This window comes from Halobacteriovorax sp. YZS-3-1 (assembly GCF_047084945.1).
Lineage (GTDB): Bacteria > Bdellovibrionota > Bacteriovoracia > Bacteriovoracales > Bacteriovoracaceae > Halobacteriovorax_A > Halobacteriovorax_A vibrionivorans.
This window is the reverse complement of sequence record NZ_JBKIYI010000001.1, coordinates 1-20610: the sequence shown is the minus strand read 5'-3', so window position 1 is coordinate 20610 and position 20610 is coordinate 1. Positions and strand designations below refer to the sequence as shown.

General features: G+C 36.6%; 22 protein-coding genes and 1 tRNA gene. 18 read left to right on the top strand and 5 right to left on the bottom strand.

Annotated elements, in window-relative coordinates:
• Nucleotides 1-62 precede the first annotated feature (62 nt).
• On the bottom strand, nucleotides 63-608 hold the full coding sequence (locus ACMAZI_RS00115; RefSeq protein WP_412474014.1) for a hypothetical protein: 546 nt from the start codon (nucleotides 606-608) through the stop codon (nucleotides 63-65).
• Between the two features lie 90 nt (nucleotides 609-698).
• Between ACMAZI_RS00115 and ACMAZI_RS00110 the strand changes: the two genes are divergently transcribed.
• From ACMAZI_RS00110 to ACMAZI_RS00075, 8 genes are all read left to right on the top strand, one after another.
• Nucleotides 699-1571 carry a HEAT repeat domain-containing protein gene (locus tag ACMAZI_RS00110; protein WP_120404071.1) on the top strand — a complete coding sequence of 291 codons (873 nt, stop codon included), beginning with the start codon at nucleotides 699-701 and terminating at the stop codon, nucleotides 1569-1571.
• Nucleotides 1572-1687: 116 nt separating this feature from the next.
• On the top strand, nucleotides 1688-2185 hold the full coding sequence (locus tag ACMAZI_RS00105; protein ID WP_114706205.1) for a ubiquinol-cytochrome c reductase iron-sulfur subunit: 498 nt from the start codon (nucleotides 1688-1690) through the stop codon (nucleotides 2183-2185).
• A gap of 29 nt (nucleotides 2186-2214) precedes the next feature.
• Nucleotides 2215-2997 carry a cytochrome b N-terminal domain-containing protein gene (locus tag ACMAZI_RS00100; RefSeq protein ID WP_103218399.1) on the top strand — a complete coding sequence of 261 codons (783 nt, stop codon included), beginning with the start codon at nucleotides 2215-2217 and terminating at the stop codon, nucleotides 2995-2997.
• 31 nt (nucleotides 2998-3028) lie between these two features.
• On the top strand, nucleotides 3029-4105 hold the full coding sequence (locus ACMAZI_RS00095) for a hypothetical protein (protein WP_205570963.1): 1077 nt from the start codon (nucleotides 3029-3031) through the stop codon (nucleotides 4103-4105).
• Nucleotides 4106-4135: 30 nt separating this feature from the next.
• The gene (locus tag ACMAZI_RS00090) at nucleotides 4136-6964 is read left to right on the top strand and encodes a c-type cytochrome (protein ID WP_114706206.1); all 2829 of its coding nucleotides are present in this window, start codon (nucleotides 4136-4138) and stop codon (nucleotides 6962-6964) included.
• Between the two features lie 17 nt (nucleotides 6965-6981).
• On the top strand, nucleotides 6982-7620 hold the full coding sequence (locus ACMAZI_RS00085; RefSeq protein WP_199506617.1) for a heme-copper oxidase subunit III: 639 nt from the start codon (nucleotides 6982-6984) through the stop codon (nucleotides 7618-7620).
• A 53-nt stretch (nucleotides 7621-7673) separates the two neighbouring features.
• On the top strand, nucleotides 7674-7955 hold the full coding sequence (locus ACMAZI_RS00080) for a hypothetical protein (RefSeq protein ID WP_162929484.1): 282 nt from the start codon (nucleotides 7674-7676) through the stop codon (nucleotides 7953-7955).
• Entirely contained in the window at nucleotides 7942-8475 is a 534-nt protein-coding gene (locus ACMAZI_RS00075) for a DUF420 domain-containing protein (RefSeq protein ID WP_120404073.1), read from the top strand. The genes ACMAZI_RS00080 and ACMAZI_RS00075 overlap by 14 nt, the downstream gene beginning before the upstream one ends.
• On the opposite strand, the gene ACMAZI_RS00070 is transcribed toward ACMAZI_RS00075, so the two are convergent.
• The 3 genes from ACMAZI_RS00070 to ACMAZI_RS00060 are packed head-to-tail and all read right to left on the bottom strand — an operon-like array spanning nucleotide 8447 to nucleotide 11485.
• Nucleotides 8447-9238 (bottom strand): hypothetical protein, encoded by a 792-nt coding sequence (locus ACMAZI_RS00070; RefSeq protein ID WP_114706209.1) that lies wholly within the window; start codon nucleotides 9236-9238, stop codon nucleotides 8447-8449. The genes ACMAZI_RS00075 and ACMAZI_RS00070 overlap by 29 nt on opposite strands.
• A gap of 8 nt (nucleotides 9239-9246) precedes the next feature.
• Nucleotides 9247-10389: an aminotransferase class V-fold PLP-dependent enzyme gene (locus tag ACMAZI_RS00065; RefSeq protein ID WP_120404074.1), complete on the bottom strand. Its 1143-nt coding sequence runs from the start codon at nucleotides 10387-10389 to the stop codon at nucleotides 9247-9249.
• Between the two features lies 1 nt (nucleotide 10390).
• A complete protein-coding gene (locus ACMAZI_RS00060) occupies nucleotides 10391-11485 on the bottom strand; it encodes a tryptophan 2,3-dioxygenase family protein (protein ID WP_114706211.1) in 1095 nt (364 codons plus the stop codon).
• Between the two features lie 60 nt (nucleotides 11486-11545).
• Here ACMAZI_RS00060 and ACMAZI_RS00055 point away from each other — a divergent pair, with 60 nt between their 5' ends.
• From ACMAZI_RS00055 to ACMAZI_RS00015, 9 genes are all read left to right on the top strand, one after another.
• Nucleotides 11546-12538 (top strand): COX15/CtaA family protein, encoded by a 993-nt coding sequence (locus ACMAZI_RS00055; RefSeq protein ID WP_114706212.1) that lies wholly within the window; start codon nucleotides 11546-11548, stop codon nucleotides 12536-12538.
• On the top strand, nucleotides 12539-14290 hold the full coding sequence (cyoE, locus tag ACMAZI_RS00050) for a heme o synthase (protein ID WP_412474015.1): 1752 nt from the start codon (nucleotides 12539-12541) through the stop codon (nucleotides 14288-14290).
• 77 nt (nucleotides 14291-14367) lie between these two features.
• On the top strand, nucleotides 14368-15174 hold the full coding sequence (locus ACMAZI_RS00045; protein WP_114706214.1) for a cytochrome c oxidase subunit II: 807 nt from the start codon (nucleotides 14368-14370) through the stop codon (nucleotides 15172-15174).
• Nucleotides 15175-15203: 29 nt separating this feature from the next.
• A complete protein-coding gene (locus tag ACMAZI_RS00040) occupies nucleotides 15204-16943 on the top strand; it encodes a cbb3-type cytochrome c oxidase subunit I (RefSeq protein WP_114706215.1) in 1740 nt (579 codons plus the stop codon).
• Between the two features lie 17 nt (nucleotides 16944-16960).
• The gene (locus ACMAZI_RS00035; protein WP_158536807.1) at nucleotides 16961-17530 is read left to right on the top strand and encodes a heme-copper oxidase subunit III; all 570 of its coding nucleotides are present in this window, start codon (nucleotides 16961-16963) and stop codon (nucleotides 17528-17530) included.
• A 10-nt stretch (nucleotides 17531-17540) separates the two neighbouring features.
• Nucleotides 17541-18419: a c-type cytochrome gene (locus tag ACMAZI_RS00030; RefSeq protein ID WP_114706217.1), complete on the top strand. Its 879-nt coding sequence runs from the start codon at nucleotides 17541-17543 to the stop codon at nucleotides 18417-18419.
• A 21-nt stretch (nucleotides 18420-18440) separates the two neighbouring features.
• Nucleotides 18441-19127, top strand: coding sequence for an SCO family protein (locus ACMAZI_RS00025; RefSeq protein ID WP_114706218.1), 687 nt, complete (start codon nucleotides 18441-18443; stop codon nucleotides 19125-19127).
• A 19-nt stretch (nucleotides 19128-19146) separates the two neighbouring features.
• Nucleotides 19147-19431 (top strand): cytochrome C oxidase subunit IV family protein, encoded by a 285-nt coding sequence (locus ACMAZI_RS00020; RefSeq protein WP_158536808.1) that lies wholly within the window; start codon nucleotides 19147-19149, stop codon nucleotides 19429-19431.
• Between the two features lie 17 nt (nucleotides 19432-19448).
• On the top strand, nucleotides 19449-19631 hold the full coding sequence (locus tag ACMAZI_RS00015; RefSeq protein ID WP_114706220.1) for a hypothetical protein: 183 nt from the start codon (nucleotides 19449-19451) through the stop codon (nucleotides 19629-19631).
• A gap of 57 nt (nucleotides 19632-19688) precedes the next feature.
• Here the strand turns inward: ACMAZI_RS00015 and ACMAZI_RS00010 are convergent, their stop codons facing one another.
• Nucleotides 19689-20264 carry a peptidylprolyl isomerase gene (locus ACMAZI_RS00010; protein ID WP_114706221.1) on the bottom strand — a complete coding sequence of 192 codons (576 nt, stop codon included), beginning with the start codon at nucleotides 20262-20264 and terminating at the stop codon, nucleotides 19689-19691.
• 176 nt (nucleotides 20265-20440) lie between these two features.
• Here ACMAZI_RS00010 and ACMAZI_RS00005 point away from each other — a divergent pair.
• Nucleotides 20441-20516: transfer RNA gene (locus ACMAZI_RS00005), tRNA-Ala, on the top strand.
• Nucleotides 20517-20610: the final 94 nt, after the last annotated feature.

The window sequence follows — 20610 nt, the reverse complement described above, 5'->3', positions numbered from 1 at the left end:
GACGAACCGTCGTGCATAAATGCACTCTTCTCGACTAGTTTTTTAGCTAAAGAAAAGTGGCGCTACATCTGACCATCTGGAATGCTAAACAATGTCTTTACTTCACGAAGTAGTTGGTGAGTCTGACCAAGGAACCACCATTGCCTAACAAACCCAATTAGCATTGAGGCAATAAACCCATACGCAACACCTGAGTGAGTTGTTTTTTCCACCATATTAGTGTCATGGGCACCACCTAGGAAAAATGCAATCATTCCTAGAATGATCATGAGCATTGTCCAAGGAATAGTTTGTCTCTTGGCCAGGTCGGCCTTATGAACATAGCGTTTAACTTTATCTTTATATGGAGTTAGGTCTGCCGGTGCGTCATCAAATAGCTCATGGAGATTTTTTTCACTTGTAATAATCAGATTGATATTATTAACAAGTCTCGAAACACCAATAAAATAGAACATTACGAATGCTTGTGCGAAGATTGTATAAAGGTAGGCTGGAATGGCCAACTTTATGTGACTGATACCCACATCAATAAATCCTAGTGCTACGCAAGTAGTTAGGCCGATTGCGGCAACCATGATAACGATCAGTGCTCTTAATAGATAGGCCATAATTTCACCTTTTATAATTGTCAACTATACTCTAATTTGCTAATTCTTATTTCATATTTAATAAAACATTTACTATAAGGCAATTTCTTCGTGAGCGAGAAAAATCAAAGTAATAAACTAGATAAAAAACTTCTTGAAAGTAATCCGGTAATGGGCTCTTTAATGGTGCCTATTGCAATCGTATTAGTTGGAGCATTAATTATTTTTGGTGTGACTAAGATGCTTTCAAATGATCACTCTTATAAAGATCTTGTCCATGAGATGAAGTCGAAAACCTTTGGTAATAAGTGGATTGCAGCATTAGAGCTTTCAAAAGTTATTTCTGCTGGAGCAATTGAAGAAGAAGATATTCCATGGGTTGTAGAAAATCTAAAAGATGTTTATCGAACTAGTGTTGATCCAAGAACTCGTGACTTTGTTGTTGTGGCAATTGGGGCCCTTGGTAATGAAGGAGGCCTTCCTGTACTTGAAAGTGCCTTAAAAGATAAAAATCATCCTGAAATTAATTTTCATGCAATGGTGGCACTGTCAAAAATGCCTAAGGGGATTTTGTTTAACTGGGATCTCGTAAAGTCTTTTCTAGGAAGAGATGATGCGGCGCTAACTCAGGTGACGATACTGACTCTTGCTACTCACGAAGTGAAAGATACAGAAAATTTATTTGTTGATCAGCTTAAAAGTGAGCTCGGTTTTACTGTTAGATATGCCGCAGCTACAGCATTAATCGCGTATAAGAACGATGAAGCGAAAAATACGATCAATGAGATTTTAATGCTAAATGATGAGTCTTTAGGCAAAAGATTAACTGTACAGGAGATCCGTGGCCTTAAATATAATGTACTCACTGCGTTGAAAAAGTACGGTTGGAACGAAATGTCGCCAAGCGTTGAAAAAATGATAAATATTGAGAAGGATATAAAAGTTGTCAGCCTTGCAAAGGAAGTTTTAAATTCGTTGAAATAGTGATAACATCCTTCAAAGAATAAATTGAATTTGCAGTAACTTATGAATCACAATTTGAGTCATTGCGACTTAAATTAGTGCATTTTTGAATAAATAAGAAATAGAGGTTTCTAAAAATGTCTGAAAAAAAACAGCTAAACCGAAGAGAGTTCTTTAGCTTTGTAACTGTTGGTTGGGTTGCGTTTACTTCTGCAATCGCAGGTTTCTTAACATTAGCTTTCCGCTACACTTACCCGAACGTTAACTTTGAACCAGAAATGGACTTCGTTGCCGGAAGACCTAACGATTACGAAGAAGGCGTTGATGAGCGTTGGAAGAACGGTTACGGTGTTTGGATTGTTAAAATGGAAGGGCGCTTATTTGCACTTTCAAATATCTGTACGCACCTTGGTTGTGTACCAAACTGGCTACCTGCTGAATTAAAATTTAAGTGTCCATGCCACGGTTCTGGTTATTACCAAAATGGTATTAACTTCGAAGGGCCAGCTCCAAGACCACTTGAAAGATATAAAATTTCACTGAATGCTGAAGGGAAAATCATCGTCGATAAAACTAAGATCTTCCGTTATGAAAAAGGTCAGTGGGATAACCCTCAAAGTTTTTTAAAGGTTTAATTTAGTTAAATATATAGGAAGGAATAACAATGGCTAAAAGAGGTGTTGTTGATTACATTAGAGAGACTCAAGTCTGGAAATCAATCTTTAGACACGGTCCTCCGACAAACGCAAGAAATAGAGCAGCAGTAGTTGCTGGTAACGTGTTTTTACACTTACACCCAATCAAACTTAAGAAATCAGGGGTTCAACTTGGTTATACTTGGTGTATGGGTGGACTTACTTTCTTTATTTTCTTAGCACTTACTGTAACTGGTGTACTTTTAATGTTCTATTACAGACCAACTGCTGAGTACGCATATAACGATATTATCGCACTTAAAGAGCACGTGCCTTTAGGGATTATGCGTGAGATTCACAGATGGGGTGCCCACGCCATGGTTATTACTGTGTGGCTACACATGTTCCGAGTCTTTATGACTGGTTCATATAAACCACCTAGAGAATTCAACTGGGGTGTTGGTGTTATTCTATTAGTATTAACTCTTCTTCTATCGTTCACTGGGTATCTTCTACCTTGGGATCAGCTAGCGATTTGGGCGATTGCCGTTGGTTCAAACATGGCCAAAGCAACTCCATTCCTAGGGCATGGTGGTCCAGGTGCTGCGTTAGCACAAATTGGTGACTTCGTAATGGTTTCTGATAAAAACGACGTTCGTTTCCAGCTTCTAGCAGGACGTTTCGTTGGAGAGCCGGCGCTATTAAGATTTTATATTCTTCACTGTGTATTCATTCCACTTGTTGTAGGTGTTCTAATTGCAGTTCACTTCTGGCGTGTAAGAAAAGACGGTGGGATTTCAGCACCACTTTAGAAAGTATATTTTGAGAGAAAGGGATATATAAATGAAAGAACTTATCAACTGGCTAGCCGATCCGATTAGATCATTCCCGATTGTGTCGGTCTTATTCTTCTTCATGATGAAATATTATCGTGTTGTTGGAAGTAAAAAGTTTGCTAAATGGTCGTTAATCGCAGCTGCACCAATTACGGTTTGGTTTTGTATGGATGCGAACTTTAGAGCAATTATTCTTTGGCCAGATAACATTCCTATTAACATTATTATTGTTCTTATTGCTTGGCTTACTTGGTATGCACTTTATAGAGCCGCTGAGAATGATAAGAGAATTGAAAATGGTGAGTGTCCAATTGAAGCACTTCCAGAAAATAGAGAAAAAGTATGGGTATGGCCTAACTTAGTTTTCACTGAACTTATGTGTATGATCGGTTGTACAATTTTCTTAGTTGTATGGGCGATTGTTTTCAAGGCACCTCTTGAGGAACCTGCAAATACTACTTGGGCACCAAACCCGGCAAAAGCACCTTGGTACTTCCTTGGTCTACAAGAAATGCTTGTATATTTTGATCCTTGGATGGCAGGGGTTGTGCTTCCTGGACTTATTCTAGTTGGACTTATTGCAATTCCATATATTGATACAAACCCTAAAGGTAATGGTTATTTCACAATTAAAGAAAGACCAATTGCTATGTGGGGATTCCTTTATGGTTGGATTGTTCTTTGGATGTATCTAATTATCGTTGGTACTTTCTTACGTGGTCCAAACTGGACATTCTATGGTCCATTTGAGTACTGGGACTTCCATAAAGTTGTTTCTGAGTACAACGTTAACCTTTCAGAGTTTGTGTGGCTTAAGTGGCTAAATACACCAATGCCTTCAAATATTATTGTTAGAGAGATTGTAGGGATTATCCTAACTCTTGTTTACTGTTGTGTACTTCCAGTTGCAATTGCTAAGTCAAAGTACGGGAAGAAGATTATCGAAAACACTGGTCAGATTAGATATTATATTTTCATTATTCTAGTACTAGGTATGACATCACTACCAATTAAGATGGTTCTGAGATGGCTATTTAGTCTGAAATATATTATCGCTCTGCCTGAGTGGGAACTTAACCTGTAAGAAAGAAGAAGTAATAAAGGGTATATAAAAATGTCAAAGAAACATGAGCCAGGCATGGCCTATGATATGAAAAAACTGAATAAGATCTTCGCGATCTTTTCACTAGTTCTTTTGGTCACTGTGATTTGGGTTTTTCTCGATGATTACTTAAGACCTTGGAAAGCTATTCAAGTCGAAGCAATGAAGATCGAAAAAGAGAAGATTGCTAAAGACATTGCTGAAGAAGAAGCAAAGATTTCAAAAGAAAAACTTGAGATCTTAGAAAGAGAACTTGAAGTAGCCAAGAAAGCAGTTGCTGAAAAAGAAAAAACAATTGCTGAAGTAAATGAACAACTTCATAAAATTGAAAAAGAGATTAAGAAAGAACAGATTGTTAATGGTCGTCTTAACTCTGACGTTGCTGCCTTAGCATTTAATTATGGTGTTGCTCATGCTGAGCACGCTCCAAATGCTGGTGAGTTATATTCAAAACTTCAGGAAAAGAAGAAGTTATTTGCTGCATCTACAGATCGCAAGAAAGAACTTCAAGCAAGTGAAAAAGCTCTTAAGAGAAAAGCTGCTTCTTTTAATTCAGATATTGAATCAATTAAGAAGCAGATCAATAGTATCGTAGGACGTAAAGAACTTCTTAAGAAAGCTGAAGCTAGAAAAGAAGTAACTCCTATTTTCGCTTTAAGAAACTTACCATTTATCGACTTTATGGACCCAACAGTTAAGGTTCAACAAGTTGTACTTGAAAACATTACAGATGATCGTTTCTTTCAACAGGTTCCTAAAGTTGACCGTTGTATGACTTGTCACACATTTATTGATAAGCCTGGTTACGAGAATCAACCAAACCCACATAAGACACACCCTAACTTAGACTTAATGGTTGGTGCACAAGGTAAGCACCCAATGAAGAAGTTTGGATGTACAGCTTGTCACGGTGGTGAAGGTCATAGAGTTAATGACTTCAATGCAGCAGCTCACATGCCTGCTACAGAAGAGCAAAAACAAGAATGGATTGCTAAGTATAATTGGCATGAGCCACACAAAGTCCCAATCGTTCAGTTTAGACGTGGTGACTATGAAGCTGGTTGTGTTAAATGTCACTCAGATGTTCAATATATTCCACAAGCAACGACTCTTAATGAAGGACGTCGTAACCTTGAAAAATTTGGTTGTTATGCTTGTCACAAAATTGAAGGTTGGGAGCATAAGAGAAAACCAGGTCCAAGTTTAGAGAAGATTGCAGCGAAAGTTGATAAAGAATTCTTTAAAAATTGGGTATGGGAACCAAAGGCATTCAATAAGCATGCAAAAATGCCTCAGTTCTTCCAAAATGATAATAACTCAACACCAGAGTTTACAAAGAAGAATATTGCAGAAGTAAATGCAATGGCCGAACTTATCTATGAGCAATCAGAGAGTTACAAGCCATTCATGAAATACACTGGTGGTAATAAAGAACGTGGTAAAGAACTTGTTGGTTCTGTTGGATGTTTATCTTGTCACGGCGCTAAGGACTTCCCACTTGAGTCTCAAAAAATTGATGCTCATAAAGGGCCATATTTAGATGGAATCGGTTCTAAGATTAAAGATGCTAACTGGATGGTTTCATGGCTTAAAAAACCAAGCCACTTCCAACCAGATACAATCATGCCTTCTTTCAGACTTACTGATAGAGAAGCAAATGATATTACTGCTTACTTAATGAGCTTAAAGAATGAAAAATTTGAAAAGCTTAAGTTTGCAAAAATGGATAAAGAAGCAAGAGATGAAATGCTTGTTACTTACTTCTCAGCGTTTGACACTGTAGAAGTTGCAAAAGCAAAACTTGCGACAATGAGTGATCATGAAAGAACAATGGAACTTGGTCGTCGTTCAGTTGGTAAGTACGGTTGTTACTCTTGTCACAGCATTAAAGGATTTGATGGAAGAGCTCCTATTGGTCCTGAATTAAGTAAAATTGGTTCTAAGCCTCTAACTCAATTTGGTTTCTCTCATGAGAAAGTTGAGCACTCTAGAGAAGCTTGGATTAAGGCACACTTACTAAACCCAAGAAGATGGGATAACGGTGTTGATAAGCCATTCAAAGATCTTTTAAGAATGCCTCAATTCCACATGAAAGAAGAAGAGGCCGCAACAATTACAACTGCTCTAATTGGTATGGTTGATCAAAAAATCCCACTTAAGGGTGTTAAGAGATACGATGCTGATGAAACTGTTGTTAACGAAGGTATGAAAGTTGCTGTTAAATACAACTGTATTGGATGTCACCAGATTGATGGACGATTTGGAGATATGCTAGAGATTTACGATGATGTAAATGCTGCACCTCCAAGACTTGTTGAGCAAGGACATCGTGTACAAGCTGATTGGTTCCATTACTTCTTAGGAAATGTTTATCCAATTAGACCTTTTGTTGATGTAAGAATGCCTTCTTTTGATCTTACTGATGAAGAAAAAGAAAAGCTCGTTGATATGTTCCGTGTAAAAGCTGATCAACCTTTCTTTGATAAGAATGAGAAAGTTGTTTGGGAAAGCAAGGAAGAAAGACGTGCTGCAGTTAAGTTATTTAATGACCTTGCTTGTACATCTTGTCACACTCAAGGATTCAATAATGATGAAGCACTAGCTCCAGATCTTCGCTACGCTAAGAGAAGACTTAGAAAGAGCTGGATTAAGAAATGGCTAAGAGGACCAGACCAAATTATGCCTGGTACAACAATGCCTTCTTTCTGGCCTGAAGGTATGGCAGCTGATCCAGATCTTCTTGATGGAGATGCTGAAAGACAAATTGAAGCTGTTACTAAATACGTTTTAGAATTAGGAAGTGACTTTTACTCACCAGAGCACAAGAAGCAGAGTAAATAGGTAAAGGGAGTTAACAAATGGCAGGACATGCTAATACAAAAGATTTAGTTCATGATGGTGTAATTGCTTACCCTGATGATCCACAATTCGGTAAGGCTAGCCCTAATAAACTTGGTATGTGGCTGTTTCTTGGAACAGATGCCATGTCGTTTTCAGGTCTACTAATTGCTTATGCTGTACTTCGTGCAACTAAGCATTGGCCAAATCCTGTTGAAGCACTTGGTGGTGTTCACCTTTCAGGGATTATGACATTTATTCTTATTTGTTCTTCTGTTTCAATGGTTATGGCAATTGATGCTGTAAAAATGAGACAACCTAAGCAAATTAGAAATTGGCTTCTAGCAACGATTATTGGTGGAGTTATCTTCCTTGGTATTCAGGCATATGAGTATGTTCACTTAATGACTGATATGGGAATGACTTTCTCAACATATGAGCACGGAAATAACCTGTTCTCATCAACATTCTTTGCTATTACTGGTTTCCACGGTCTTCACGTACTTTCTGGGGTTATTTACCTAATTTATATGTATGTACTAGCACTTAGAGGTCGTTTTGATAAAGGTGATTATGGACTACTTGAAGTTTGTGGTCTTTTCTGGCACTTTGTTGACCTTGTTTGGATTCTAGTATTCACGTTCATTTACTTAATTTAATTAATTAGAATATATGAAAAAAAGGCCCCAGTTAATCTGGGGCCTTTTTGTTTTTGGCCAAAATATTAGACGAAATCAATCGAAAAGAGTATAAGGTCAAGTATATGAAAGCATTTATCGTTCCCTTACTTATACTAATAGTCGTTCTATTTTCTGATTATGTGATGGCATGTCCAGGCTGTGCTGGTTCGATGGATAATCCAAAAGATGCTCGTCTCGTGTGGATTTTAATTATATTTATTGGGCTAATTTATATTCCATTTTTTATTCTCTATAAAACGATTTACAAGTATCGCAAAAATTCAAAAGTTGCTATTGCCAATGAAGAAGAATAACAGCAACTTCATTTATACACTTCTATTTATTTTAAGCGGCTTTATTGCGCTTTTTCTTGTTTGGTTTATTTATTTCAAACCAGAAGCGGCCGTAAAATTGTGGTGGGTAGATCATCTTCCATTTGTAAACGCTATCTTAAATACAATTTCGGCGACATTACTTTGTATGGGATATTACTTTGTTAAAACAAAGAGGGTTTCCCTTCATATAAAGAGTATGTCAGGTGCGACCGTAACATCAGCACTTTTTCTGATTTCATATCTACTTTATCATCACTATCATGGTGATACGAAATTCATCGCACAGGGAATGGTAAGGCCAATTTACTTTGCAATTCTCATATCTCACGTACTTCTGAGTATTGTGATGTTACCAATGATTTTAATCACTCTTTGGAATGCTTTTTCTGGAAATTTTTTAAGTCATAGAAAATGGGCAAAGTGGACTTTACCCATTTGGCTTTATGTTTCAGTAACAGGTGTTCTTATTTTTATTTTCCTAAAGTATCTGAATTTTTAGTCGTTCTACGTTTTTCAATATCAAGTCGTGATTTTGGAAGAACCACTTCATGTGGGGCAACTAGAACTTTTTCACCAATAACGGTGTCACCAAAGATCGATGCTTTCAGTCCTACTGTTGCACCTCTTTTTATTACTGTCGGAGCAATAACGAGATAACCTGCTTGCGCGTAGTGAGCAAAAATTGTAGCAGAGCCACCAATTGTTACATAGTCTTCAAGAGTGATGAGGCCAGGGTCAGATATATTTGTTGTATTGATGACACAATTTTTTCCTATTTTCATTCCCATCATTCGATAGAAGAGAATAATAATTGGAGTCGCTTGCCAAAAGTCTAAAACAGTATAGCGAACAAGTTGAGTTAAGGCATTGTGATAGTACCAAGGAAGAGTTTCAAGAGAGATCCAACTTCCTTTAAATGGCTTCATCTTTAATGGATAGAGCCAATTGAAGAAGGGAACAATAAAGATCAGCGTTATAGTATATGCCCCGTATGACATTACAAAAGCAAGGGACATGGAAAGGCCTTGTACAAGGATATTACTATTGGCAACCATGGCATATGTTTCAGTAAGAAATATATAGCCCGGAGTTAATGCAAGTGTAATACAAATTACATAAGTAATTGCCGGAGGTAACATTGCCACGACATATCCAATGGCATTACTTTTTCTAAAGATATTCTCAAAAAACCTCGCAATACCCTTTTTGTCAGATGCGCCTGAGCCAAGTTCTTCATGGCTCTTTTTTTCTTTTGTACTCATTAATCAACCTATTTGATATTATTAATAATATTTGTAGCCCTTATTATATCATCAATATCTTGGTAAATGCTAAAGCCAAACCTTAAAATATTTTGTCGGTAATCAGTTTCAATACTTTCTTTTCTCAGTTTTTGAGCAAAAGATTCGCATTCTTTAGAGTTTGGAAACTCAAAGGCCAGGAAGTGGCCCCTTGTATCCATTGGGATAAGGTTCTTAGATAGATCAGTATCAGAAATAAGATTGAGAAACTCATTCATATTTGTTTTTACGTGATTATGAATTTGTTCTACTGAAATATTCTCTTCTTTCCAAAGTTGTAAAACTGCATTCATTCGATAAAGAGCAGAGAAGTCCATTGTGGATCCTGCAAAACGAAACCCTTCATTGCTAAAAGGAACTTCATTTTCTTTGTAGTTTGTTAGTTCTCCCATTTGAGCAAACCAGCCAGTATTCTTGGGTTTAAGTTTCGTGTTTCTTGGTGAAATTAAGAAACAAGATCCTTCTCCTGAACCACAATATTTATAACCGCCGGCCATATAGAAAATTCGATCCTCAATGGCCGATAAGTCAGTCGGCAATGCCATGAATCCATGGTAGGCATCGATAACAATGGGTGCTTCGGTTTTAATTTCGTTAATAAACTCCGTTAAATCTGGAATTGCATAACCAGAATTAAAGAAGACATGACTAATAAAAATCAGGTCGTATTTATTAGAGTTTGCTTCTTTGATAAAGTCATTTATGAAAGAGTTATCTCTTGTATTTTTTATTTTCGTAACTGATACAATATTTTCTTCTGCAAGCCTATTGATCTGTCGGTCAAATGAATAAAACTCACTATCTGTTGTTAGGATTTTTGCTCCATTAGGAAAACAAGATAATAAGCGATATGTCAGTTCATGTGTGTTAGGTGCAAATGTAATTTGCTCTGGACTTGATGTGTTTAATATTTCAGCTAATCTCGTTTGAAGCTCGCGAAATGTGTTTGAGAAAAATTCTCCCCATTTATGGTCTGCATACTTTGCACTGTCATCCCAATACTGAATCTGTGCTTCTCGCGTGACATTTGGCCAGTAATGATGTGAATGTGCTGCAAAGTGAAGCTTTCCCTCGTTTGCTTTTAGAAATTTTGAAAAGTATTTCTTATACATTCTAGTCCTTATAATTAAAGTTCATTTCGTCTCGCAGTTCCTGTGGAAGACTTGGCCTTTGAGATCTTGGAATTAAAAATGTTGAAAGATTAAATAAATCAATGAATGACCTGTTATTTTCAGCGGCATCTCTTAAGTATTGATGTCCAGATGATCCACCTGTTCCAATCTTAGTTCCTAGCATTCGGTGGGCCATTAATGCGTGCTTATATCTCCACGTTGTAAAATTCTCATCAATATCCATTAGGTGGGAAAGTATTGTATATGGAAGTGTTAGAATAGGCTCATCTCGATAGAGAAGCACAAATAAAGCATTAAGAGTTGCTTTTTGTGAGAGTCTACGCTTGCCCTCTTTGACAAGATTGGCATATTTTTCTTCATTAAATAGAGTATCAAAAGTTTCTCTCGTACTTTGTAGATTTGCTTTTTGAATCTCAAGTGCTTTAGGAGTCATATTTGCAACATTACTAAAAATTGTAATTTCATCCCCACAGAGCATATCCTCTACGCAAGCCTGGTATTCTTTCCAAAAATCAAAATCTTCTTTAAAAGTAAATGGCATTCTTTCTAGCCATTTTTCAAGAGCTGAAAATAAAGTGTCTTCTTTTTCGATTTTTAAAAGTCTTTCTTGATCTTGTTTATTTAATCGACCGAGAAAGTATTCTCGATCCACTTCCTTACGGTCACTTGTTGATAACCCAAGTAAAATCTCAATTTCTCTAAACTGAACACTTTGAAAACCAGAAGCTGGAACAAGAAGCTCTCTAAACTCAAGGAAGTCCATCGGAGTCATTGTTTCCATGACTTCTAATTGACCAAGTAGTAATGTTTGAATCTTTTTAATTCTTTCTAATCGAGAAGATACCGTTGAAAGTACTGACTCTTGAACTTTTTCGACTGAGAAAATTTTCTTTATTGAGTTGAGCTCGTGTAGAATCTGTTTAAACCATAATTCATATACTTGATGCACTAGTATAAATAGTGTTTCATCGTGGGCCTCGTCACCATATTTTTTTGACAGAGGATTTTGAGTATCGAGTAATTTATTTAATTCTAAATAGTCACCGTAATAGACAGGTCCTTGATTTTTGTGCATATTGACTCCTATAGAGAAATACTATCCTATCCCATCGAAATTGGAAATTATTGATAGCTAATGTTGGGTAAAGAAGTTGTAAAAGTAGAAGACATAATGATGGATAAGAATCGATTTAAAAAGTTTTTGCCTATAGTCATAATCACCGTTTTTACATTGATTTTCATTGGAGGAATGGTTCGTAGTACTGGTGCAGGTATGGGATGCCCTGATTGGCCGACCTGTTTTGGAAAAGTCATTCCACCTACTAGTGTTGATCAACTTCCTGATGATTATCGTACACGTTTTTCTAAACCAGGACGAATTGTTGCAGTTTTTAATCCTGTACATACTTGGACGGAATACTTCAACCGTATGGCCGGAGTTTGGACTGGTATCGCTTCAATTATTTTATTCGTCTTATCTTTTGCCTATAAGAAGGATAATAAGAAAGTTGTCTGGCTTGCAGGACTTTCCTTATTCTTAGTTGTTTTAAATGGAGGAGTCGGAGCAATGGTTGTCCGCTCTCATCTTCATCCAAATGTCATCACTGTTCATATGCTACTGACAATCTTTCTAACCTTTGCTTTGGCACAGCTGAAATATGAAACTAAGCCAATTTCATTTGAACGAAATTATAATGTTGATAAGTACAAAGATTATTTATGGGTTTTAGTTACTTTTCTCGTAATCCAGGTTGTCCTAGGGACACAGGTAAGAGAGCAGATTGATGTGATCACAAATACTGAGCCAAATTTAGCACGTACTAATTGGCTTGAGAGACTTGATATGATTTTTTATATCCATCGCTCATTCTCGATTCTAATACTTTTAGGCTTCTCATATACTCTGCGAAGAATTATGCAGGAATTTCAAGACCATGCATTTGTCCAAAGAAAGTGTATTTCTATCATGTTAACGCTGATAGGAGTGGTTGCTGCGGGTGTAATTTTAGCATACTTAGCATTTCCGGCCGTAGCTCAGCCTATACACCTACTCTTTGCAATCTTACTCACATACTTTATATATGAGTTAATCGTAATTTTAAAAAAAGCAAAACAGGTGAGTGTATAAGTGTTTCGTACTTTGGCCTTTATCAATATTGTTCTGACTTTAGGGCTAATTGTTATTGGTGGGCTCGTTAGTGCAGACTTTACTGGTTTAGAGTGTACTTCTTGGCCTATTTGTTATGCACCAACTGTTGATAAGGCCTCAATATATCCGATTCTCCATAGAATTTTTGCTGGAATCATCATTATTTTAAATACGATTCTTTTTATAAAAAAACCAAAAGAGAGAGCAGTTCGTTTAGGTTTATTCCTACTTATTCTTCAGTCACTTCTTGGTGGTATAAATTTTATCTATAAGTTACCTACATTAGTTAGTGTTTTTCACTTAATGCTAAGTTTTGCATATATTGCAATATTTGCTCAGCTATTTGTTCCTGATATTGAAAAAATCAGTGAAAAAATTGTCAGTTATAATCCCAAAGCTAAAGACTTTGTTTTTGTAATGCTCCTAATTGCATTGGTACAATTTTTCTTTGGCGGTGTAATTCACCAAACAGCAACAAAAGATGTTTGTGGTATGGGTGAGAATATTAATATTCTTTGTAATACAGCAAATGGTATTAAGTTTTGGCCTAGTACTGTAGCGGCCCAAATTCACTCGCTACATAAGTATCTAGGGATACTTTTCTTACTTACATTAATTGTTTATCTATTTAGTATTATTAAGACTGCACTGAGTCTCCATGGGAGAGCTTTTAAGCAATTTTCATTTTTAAGTTCAAGTTTAGTTATCTTATTTTTAATCCATTTATTTAATGCAAAGAGATTGTTCTTATTAACTGATACGACTTACTTCCAAGTTCTTCACTTGTTATTGGCCGTACTAATAAGTTTAAACTTAATCTTTTTATTTCAATGGTTTAAAAAGTTCGAAGAAGTAAATCTTGGTGGATACCAGCATACATTTGCAAGTGATATGTTAAGCCTCACGAAGCCTAGGCTTGGGTTATTAGTCGTTTCGACAATCATTTCTGGAATCTTGTTAACTGGTGAGTATATCGACTTTTTCTATCTAGTTAATGCACTAGTCTTTTCGATTTTAATTGTAATGTCGGCCACGACTATTAATTGCTATATGGAAATTGATGTTGATGCCAATATGGTTAGAACTAAAGATCGAGCGCTACCTGCTGGAAGAGTAAAGCCGATTTATGCTCTTATTCAGGGATGGATTTTATTTATAGTTGGTTTTCTCGCAACGTACTTTTTTGTTAATACTGCGACGGCATTGCTCGGTGCGTTGGCATTTTTTTCTTACCTATATGTGTATACACCTATGAAAAGAAAGAGTCCTGCCGCGTTATTTGTAGGGGCATTACCGGGAGCAATTCCACCAGTTATGGGCCGCACAATTGTCACTGGTGAGATTGATGGCCTTGCCATTTTACTCTTTACAATTTTATTTATTTGGCAGATCCCACACTTCATGGCCATCTCAATCTATCATAAACAAGACTATGCTGAAGGTGATATTAAGGTCTATCCTCACTTCTATTCAATTACTAAGATGAAGATCTGTATTGCTGTTTGGACATTTTTGTTAGCACTATCTGCTGTCAGCGGATACTTTTTCGATCTCAATTCAAAGAACTTTTTTATAGCTTCGATAATTGTTAATGGATTATTTTTTGCTCAAAGTTTGCAAAGTTTTTTCATTGATGACGAGGAGAGTTATGTGGCTTGGGCCCGACAATATTTTTGGGGTTCTATAATCTATTTACCTCTCTTGTTATCCTTGATGATTTTCCTTAGCTAAATCGTGGAAAATGTTATAAAAAAGGGTTAAAATTTAGCAATTCAATTTAATTAGGTATTTCAATAGAAGGAAGGTCTATGGGATTTTTGACACCTGTTTATGCTGCAGTTGTTAGCACAACTTCTAAGCAGATGAGTCTTTGGGAGAGAATGACTCCTCCAGAAGACATCTCAGTTAACGGTCATTTAATTGACTGGTTATTTGGTTACACGACTTATATGAACTTATTTTTCTTTGCATTAGTTTGTATTGGTCTTTTTGGTTTCTCTTATAAATACGCAGCTAAGAGACACCCGAAGCCGTATTACACTTACGGAAACAAGAAAATTCATATCATCATTGCGACTGTAATTGGTCTATCGGTATTCCTAGGAATCGATATGAACATTACAAGAATTTCAAACGATGATTATGTAAACGTTTTTGCAAAGTGGCCAAAAGCTGATGAGAATCCACTTCGAATTCAAGCTCTTGGGCAGCAGTGGGCATGGCACTTTAGATATGCCGGTGCAGATAACGTTTTCAACACAGAAGACGATGTTGTGCAATTAAATGATCTTAGACTTCCTACTGATCGTAAGGTTGTTATTCAAGTTCTTTCTAAAGATGTAATTCACTCTCTATACTTTCCAAATGCGCGTCGTAAAGTTGATGCTATTCCTGGTCGTTTAACTCGTATGTGGTGGGAGCCTACAAAAGCGGGAACTTGGGATATTGCATGTGCAGAGATGTGTGGAACATATCACTATAGAATGAAAGCTTCTCTGACTACTTATTCACAAGAAGACTTCGCAGTATGGCTTGCAGAAGCACAAGAGAAAGCTCTTCAAGAGAATGATCCTGAAAACCCTGAATTATTCTGGGGTTGGAAGTGGCAGTATTAATTTTAAAATAATTTTTAGGAGAATATAAAATGGCATTTTTCGAGCAACATATTCACTCAGAGCCAAAGACTTTTATCTCAAAGTATATTTTCTCTTTTGATCACAAAGTGATCGGAAAGCAATTTCTTTGGTATGGAATCATTGGTCTAGGTTTAGGTGGGATGATGGCCCTAATGATTCGCTGGACACTAGCGTTTCCAGGAGAGGCATTCCCAGTACTTGGTCACCTTCTTTTCCCTTCAACGGGAGGAGTTGTTCCACCAGATACGTACGCGATGTTATTTACAATGCACGGTACGATCATGATTTTCTACGCAATTACACCTATTCTTATTGGGGCATTTGGTAATTACCTTATTCCTCTACAGATTGGTGCGCGAGATATGGTTTTCCCACTACTTAATATGCTATCTTTTTGGATTGCAGCAGCTTCTGCATTAATTCTTGTGGCATCTTTATGTTTACCATTAGGTGCAGCTGCAGGTGGTTGGACTTCATACCCAACGTTATCAACACTGATAGGATCACCAGGTGCAGGTCAAACTCTTTGGTCTTTAGCGCTTTTCCTACTGGGTGTTTCTTCAACAATGGGTGCTGTTAACTATATTACTACGGTTATCGTTCTTAGAGCTCCAGGTATGGGATATTTTGATATGCCACTTTCTGTTTGGGGTCTATGGCTTACAGCTATTCTAAACGCGATCTTCTTACCAGTTCTTGGTGCAGGTCTACTTCTTCTTATTTTTGACCGTGTATTTGGAACGACATTCTTCCTAGCTGGTGCAGCAGCAACAACTGGGACAGGTGACCCAATTCTTTACCAACACGTTTTTTGGATCTTTGGTCACCCTGAAGTTTATATTCTTATTCTTCCTGCTTGGGGGATTGTATCTGATTTACTTTCTTTCTTTGCAAGAAAACCAGCATTTGGTGCGAAAGCAACTGCGCTTTCAATGACTTCAATTACAATACTTTCAACGCTTGTATATGGTCACCATATGTATACGACTCAAATGAGTCCACTTTTAACTCAAACGTTTATGACTCTTACAATGACGATCTCGATTCCATCAGCAATTTTCTTTGCTAACTGGTTAGGAACAATCTGGAAAGGGTCAATTAGATTTGATACACCAATGATTTTCTCTCTAGGTGTTGTATTCGTATTTGGTCTTGGTGGTTTAACTGGTCTATACCTAGCTACAGTTACAACTGACCTTTACCTTCACGATACTTACTTCGTAGTAGGTCACTTCCATTACACTATGGCCGCTTCGGTTCTACTTGGTGGTTACGCTGCTATTTATTTCTGGATGCCAAAGATGTTTGGTAAATTCCTAAATGAATTCTGGGGTAAGGTACACTTTTGGATCACAATGATTGGTCTAAATGGTGTTTTCATGGGAATGATGATTGTTGGTTACGCTGGAATGCACAGACGTCTATACAATCCATTCGTATATGAATTCATGGAAAAAATGATTCCTATTAATACATTTATTACTTACTCAGCTCTACTTATGGGGCTTGGGCAGATTCCATTTGTTATTAATTTTGTGTACACAATTTTCTTTAAGAAAGAAAAAGAGCCAGTACCTAATAACCCATGGAATGTAGGTACACTTGAGTGGACTATCCCATCACCATCACCGGTTTATAACTTCAAGGAAATTCCTGTTGTTAAATGTGGGCCACACGAGCTAGGAAACCCTAATCTTCCAGAAGGTAAGGATTTCCAATACCAAACTGAAGAAATAGTTGAGGCATAATTAGAATGAGCCAGGTTATGACGAATAAAGACATTGAGGCAAGAAAGTTAACATCATCAATTGCGATGATCGTTATCCTTGTTTCTTTTACGATGCTCTTTGCTTCGATGTTACTTGGCTATTCTGTATATCGCTTTACTGTTGATGTATGGCCACCAATGGGAATGCCGAGAATCCCTCTGACAATTCCAATGGTGAGTACGTTTATAATTGCGTTAAGTTCTGCAACTCTTGTTCTTTTTGAGTCTTCTTTTGAAAAAAAGAACCTTAAGGCCATGAGAGCTTACTTTGGTTTAACGTTCTTATTAGGACTTGGGTTTATGTTTGTACAGTTACAACTATGGAACTCAATGGCCGCAATGGGATTACACGCCTCAGGCGGTGTTTTTCCATCATTATTTTATGCATTAACTTGGACACATGCTGCGCATATTGTTGCAGGTTTAATTGCATTATTATTTCTACTTCCTGTAGCTGCAAAAGGTTACAGTGTTGAGAAAATAACTTGGGTACAGAATGTATCTAAGTTTTGGCACTTTCTTGGTGTCGTATGGTTAGTAATGTTTATCGTTATGTTTGTATTTTAAGAGGATAGCTATGAAGAAAATGGCATTAACTTTAACAGCAATGTTTACAATTTTATCTTTGGTTTCATGCCAGGAAAACCATTTTAAAGAAGATAAAGTATTCGCAGGTGGTCTCTATGTTAAGAGTGAAGTTCTTAATAGAGGGAAACAAATTTATACTGAGTACTGTATGGCCTGTCACGGTGTTAACGGTGATGGAAAAGGTGTTGCAGCTAAGTCAATGAAAGTTCCACCGCGTGACTTTACAAAAGGTGTCTTTAAATTTGGTCTTGTTCCATCAGGAGAACTTCCACATGATAAACATCTTTATACAATCCTTGAAAAAGGACTACATGGAACAGCAATGCTTCCTTGGGACCTTACAAAAGATCAAATGTTTGAAGTAGTTCAATACATCAAGACATTTGCTCCAGATGTTTGGGAAGGTAAAGATAAGAAGCTTGGTGAGCAAGTTATTTTAACTAAAAATCCATATGGTGTAGCTCACTTAGAAGCTGCCATTGAGGAAGGTAAGAAAGTATATCACGCCGATGCAATGTGCTGGTCTTGTCACAGAGCTTATGTTCCAAAAGAGGAGCTAGCAGAGCTTACTGGAATGGGGGAAGATGACTTCACTGAACTTGACTACCAAGTTAAGCTTCAAGAAACGGAATGGGGATTTAAATCACTTCCACCTGAATTCACTTGGAACTCAATTCGTTCAGCAGATACTGTTGAAGAAATCGCTCTACGTTTAGCTGCTGGTGTTGGTGGTACAGCAATGGCCGCTTGGAAGGGAACAATAACTGATGATCAAATTTGGGCAGTTGCTCATTACGTTCATTACTTAAAGAGTTTAAAGAATACAGATGCTCGTAAAGAGTTAATGGATCGTATTAAAAACCAATAACAAAAAAAGAGAATCGATAAGATGGCAACTCTAGGTATAAAAAGATCAAATAACTTATTCGAAGTGCTTATTTCAAAGAAAGCATTTTGGTTAGTATTTGTTCTTTATTTCTTCTCTGTTCCGGTTATTAAGTCGGTAACAAGAGAGTTACCACAAGAGCTGCCTGTCTTAAAGAAGCTTCCAGACTATTCACTTGTGAATAGTTTTGGAAAAACATTTGGTTCGAAAGAACTTGCAGGTCGTGTTTATATTGCAAACTTTATTTTTACAACATGTCCTTCAAGTTGCTTGAGATTAACAGCTGAAATGCAAAAGATTCAAAAAAGAGTAAGAGGACTGGGACAAAAAGTTGCTCTTGTTTCTTTTACTGTTGATCCAGATACTGACAAACCAAAAACTCTTTTTAAATATGCAAGAAAACATCAAGCGAATCCTTATGTTTGGACATTCTTAACTGGTGAAACTAAAGACCTTCAAGCTACAATTATTGATGGCTTCGGAGTTGCCATGGGTGAGATGGAAGAAGTTAAAGGAAATGTTAACGGTGAAACTGTTACAATGTTTGATATTGCACACTCTGAGAAGTTAGTTCTAGTTGATGGAACAGGAAACGTCAGAGGTTATTATGATTCAACAAAGAAAGACATTAATAAATTAATGATCGATGTTGGCTTACTAGTAAATAGAAAAGAATATTCAAAAAACTAATATAAAAATGGAGAATAAAATGGCCGAAGGTGCACATCATTCACATAAGAAACTTTATATCTTTATTTTCTTCGTACTTGCGTTTCTAACTGCTGTAGAACTTATCATTCCTGGTATGACTAATATTGCAAAGATCTACCGCGACTCTGCTTTAATTCTTTTAGCATTCGGAAAAGCATTTCTTGTTGCTTATTACTTCATGCACTTAAACGAAGAAACAAAGTGGACTCGTTTTATCGCAGCTATTCCAATTTCAGCTGGTGTATATGCGACAGTACTTATTTTAGAATCAATGTTTAGATAGGACAAAAAGGAGTTTGTATGTCTGAAAATACAAATACGAATACAACGACTGAAACACAAGCAAGTAAGAAAGAACCATTACCAGTAAAAGATGGCCAATTCACTGCAAAGACTACTTGGATTATTGGTTTTTTAATCCTTATGCTATTAGTTCTAAAAACCTTCATTTACACAAAAGATAAAAAGAGACATGGAAAATAATAAAAAAGCCTACTAATCAGTAGGCTTTTTTTATGCATAAATTTCTTTTTAAAAACTTTACTCTATATATTCGATACTAATTATCTTATCGCCCTTTCTGACTTTATCTAAAACATCTAATCCATCAACAACTTGTCCAAATACAGTATACTTTTTATCTAAGTGTGGAAGTGCTGTTAAAGCAATGTAGAACTGCGAGTCGGCACTATTTTCATCTGTTAAAGTACGTGCCATGGCCATTGTTCCTTTAACATGACTTAATTTATTAAATTCTGCTTGTAGCTTTTGGCCGGAACCCCCTGTACCAGTACCTGTCGGGTCACCAGTTTGTATAACAAAGTCAGGCACAACACGATGAAAAGATAAACCATCATAAAAACCACTTTGAATAAGTTGAATAATGCGTGCAACGGTATTAGGAGCCACTTTCGGGTAGAATTTAAAGGTGATTACACCATGAGAAGTCTTAATAATACCTTCAGATTCAGATAATCCAGTACGATCAACTTTTATTTTAAAGACATCGACCTTTTTGTCCGATGTATTTTCTTGCGGGTTTTGCTCTGTATTTTTAGTACAACCTAAAATAAAGCATAGAAACAGTGTTATTCTTACAAACTTTGCAATAGCCATTATTGAGAAACTCCTTGTATATATGAAATTATGATAGGGAATAAAAAAAAATGCAAAAAAAAGTTAAAAAAAAGAAAAAAGTGTATTGACATATAAAACGAGAAGACATAAATTACGTTTCACCTTGAGAGATGAACGACAAACATCACTGCAAAACAGTTGATGCGAAATCTTGTGGGCGTGTAGCTCAGTTGGGAGAGCACCTGCTTTGCACGCAGGGGGTCGCAGGTTCGACTCCTGTCATGTCCACCATTTATTTCAAGAGGCTCTTTAACATTTGAATATAGTATAAAAGATTTGCTGCTTCGGTAGCAATCAAGATGAGAAGAAATCCAAAAAAAGTTTT

What these genes read in the sequence shown, in the direction of transcription:
- ACMAZI_RS00035 (WP_158536807.1), top strand. Translation starts at nt 16,961, where the DNA reads ATGACGAATAAAGACATTGAGGCAAGAAAGTTAACATCATCAATTGCG.
- ACMAZI_RS00055 (WP_114706212.1), top strand. Translation starts at nt 11,546, where the DNA reads ATGTTGGGTAAAGAAGTTGTAAAAGTAGAAGACATAATGATGGATAAG.
- ACMAZI_RS00105 (WP_114706205.1), top strand. Translation starts at nt 1,688, where the DNA reads ATGTCTGAAAAAAAACAGCTAAACCGAAGAGAGTTCTTTAGCTTTGTA.
- ACMAZI_RS00010 (WP_114706221.1), bottom strand. Translation starts at nt 20,264, where the DNA reads ATGGCTATTGCAAAGTTTGTAAGAATAACACTGTTTCTATGCTTTATT.
- ACMAZI_RS00115 (WP_412474014.1), bottom strand. Translation starts at nt 608, where the DNA reads ATGGCCTATCTATTAAGAGCACTGATCGTTATCATGGTTGCCGCAATC.
- ACMAZI_RS00030 (WP_114706217.1), top strand. Translation starts at nt 17,541, where the DNA reads ATGAAGAAAATGGCATTAACTTTAACAGCAATGTTTACAATTTTATCT.
- ACMAZI_RS00015 (WP_114706220.1), top strand. Translation starts at nt 19,449, where the DNA reads ATGTCTGAAAATACAAATACGAATACAACGACTGAAACACAAGCAAGT.
- ACMAZI_RS00090 (WP_114706206.1), top strand. Translation starts at nt 4,136, where the DNA reads ATGTCAAAGAAACATGAGCCAGGCATGGCCTATGATATGAAAAAACTG.
- ACMAZI_RS00070 (WP_114706209.1), bottom strand. Translation starts at nt 9,238, where the DNA reads ATGAGTACAAAAGAAAAAAAGAGCCATGAAGAACTTGGCTCAGGCGCA.
- ACMAZI_RS00075 (WP_120404073.1), top strand. Translation starts at nt 7,942, where the DNA reads ATGAAGAAGAATAACAGCAACTTCATTTATACACTTCTATTTATTTTA.
- ACMAZI_RS00020 (WP_158536808.1), top strand. Translation starts at nt 19,147, where the DNA reads ATGGCCGAAGGTGCACATCATTCACATAAGAAACTTTATATCTTTATT.
- ACMAZI_RS00045 (WP_114706214.1), top strand. Translation starts at nt 14,368, where the DNA reads ATGGGATTTTTGACACCTGTTTATGCTGCAGTTGTTAGCACAACTTCT.
- ACMAZI_RS00085 (WP_199506617.1), top strand. Translation starts at nt 6,982, where the DNA reads ATGGCAGGACATGCTAATACAAAAGATTTAGTTCATGATGGTGTAATT.
- ACMAZI_RS00100 (WP_103218399.1), top strand. Translation starts at nt 2,215, where the DNA reads ATGGCTAAAAGAGGTGTTGTTGATTACATTAGAGAGACTCAAGTCTGG.
- ACMAZI_RS00025 (WP_114706218.1), top strand. Translation starts at nt 18,441, where the DNA reads ATGGCAACTCTAGGTATAAAAAGATCAAATAACTTATTCGAAGTGCTT.
- ACMAZI_RS00095 (WP_205570963.1), top strand. Translation starts at nt 3,029, where the DNA reads ATGAAAGAACTTATCAACTGGCTAGCCGATCCGATTAGATCATTCCCG.
- ACMAZI_RS00060 (WP_114706211.1), bottom strand. Translation starts at nt 11,485, where the DNA reads ATGCACAAAAATCAAGGACCTGTCTATTACGGTGACTATTTAGAATTA.
- ACMAZI_RS00040 (WP_114706215.1), top strand. Translation starts at nt 15,204, where the DNA reads ATGGCATTTTTCGAGCAACATATTCACTCAGAGCCAAAGACTTTTATC.
- ACMAZI_RS00065 (WP_120404074.1), bottom strand. Translation starts at nt 10,389, where the DNA reads ATGTATAAGAAATACTTTTCAAAATTTCTAAAAGCAAACGAGGGAAAG.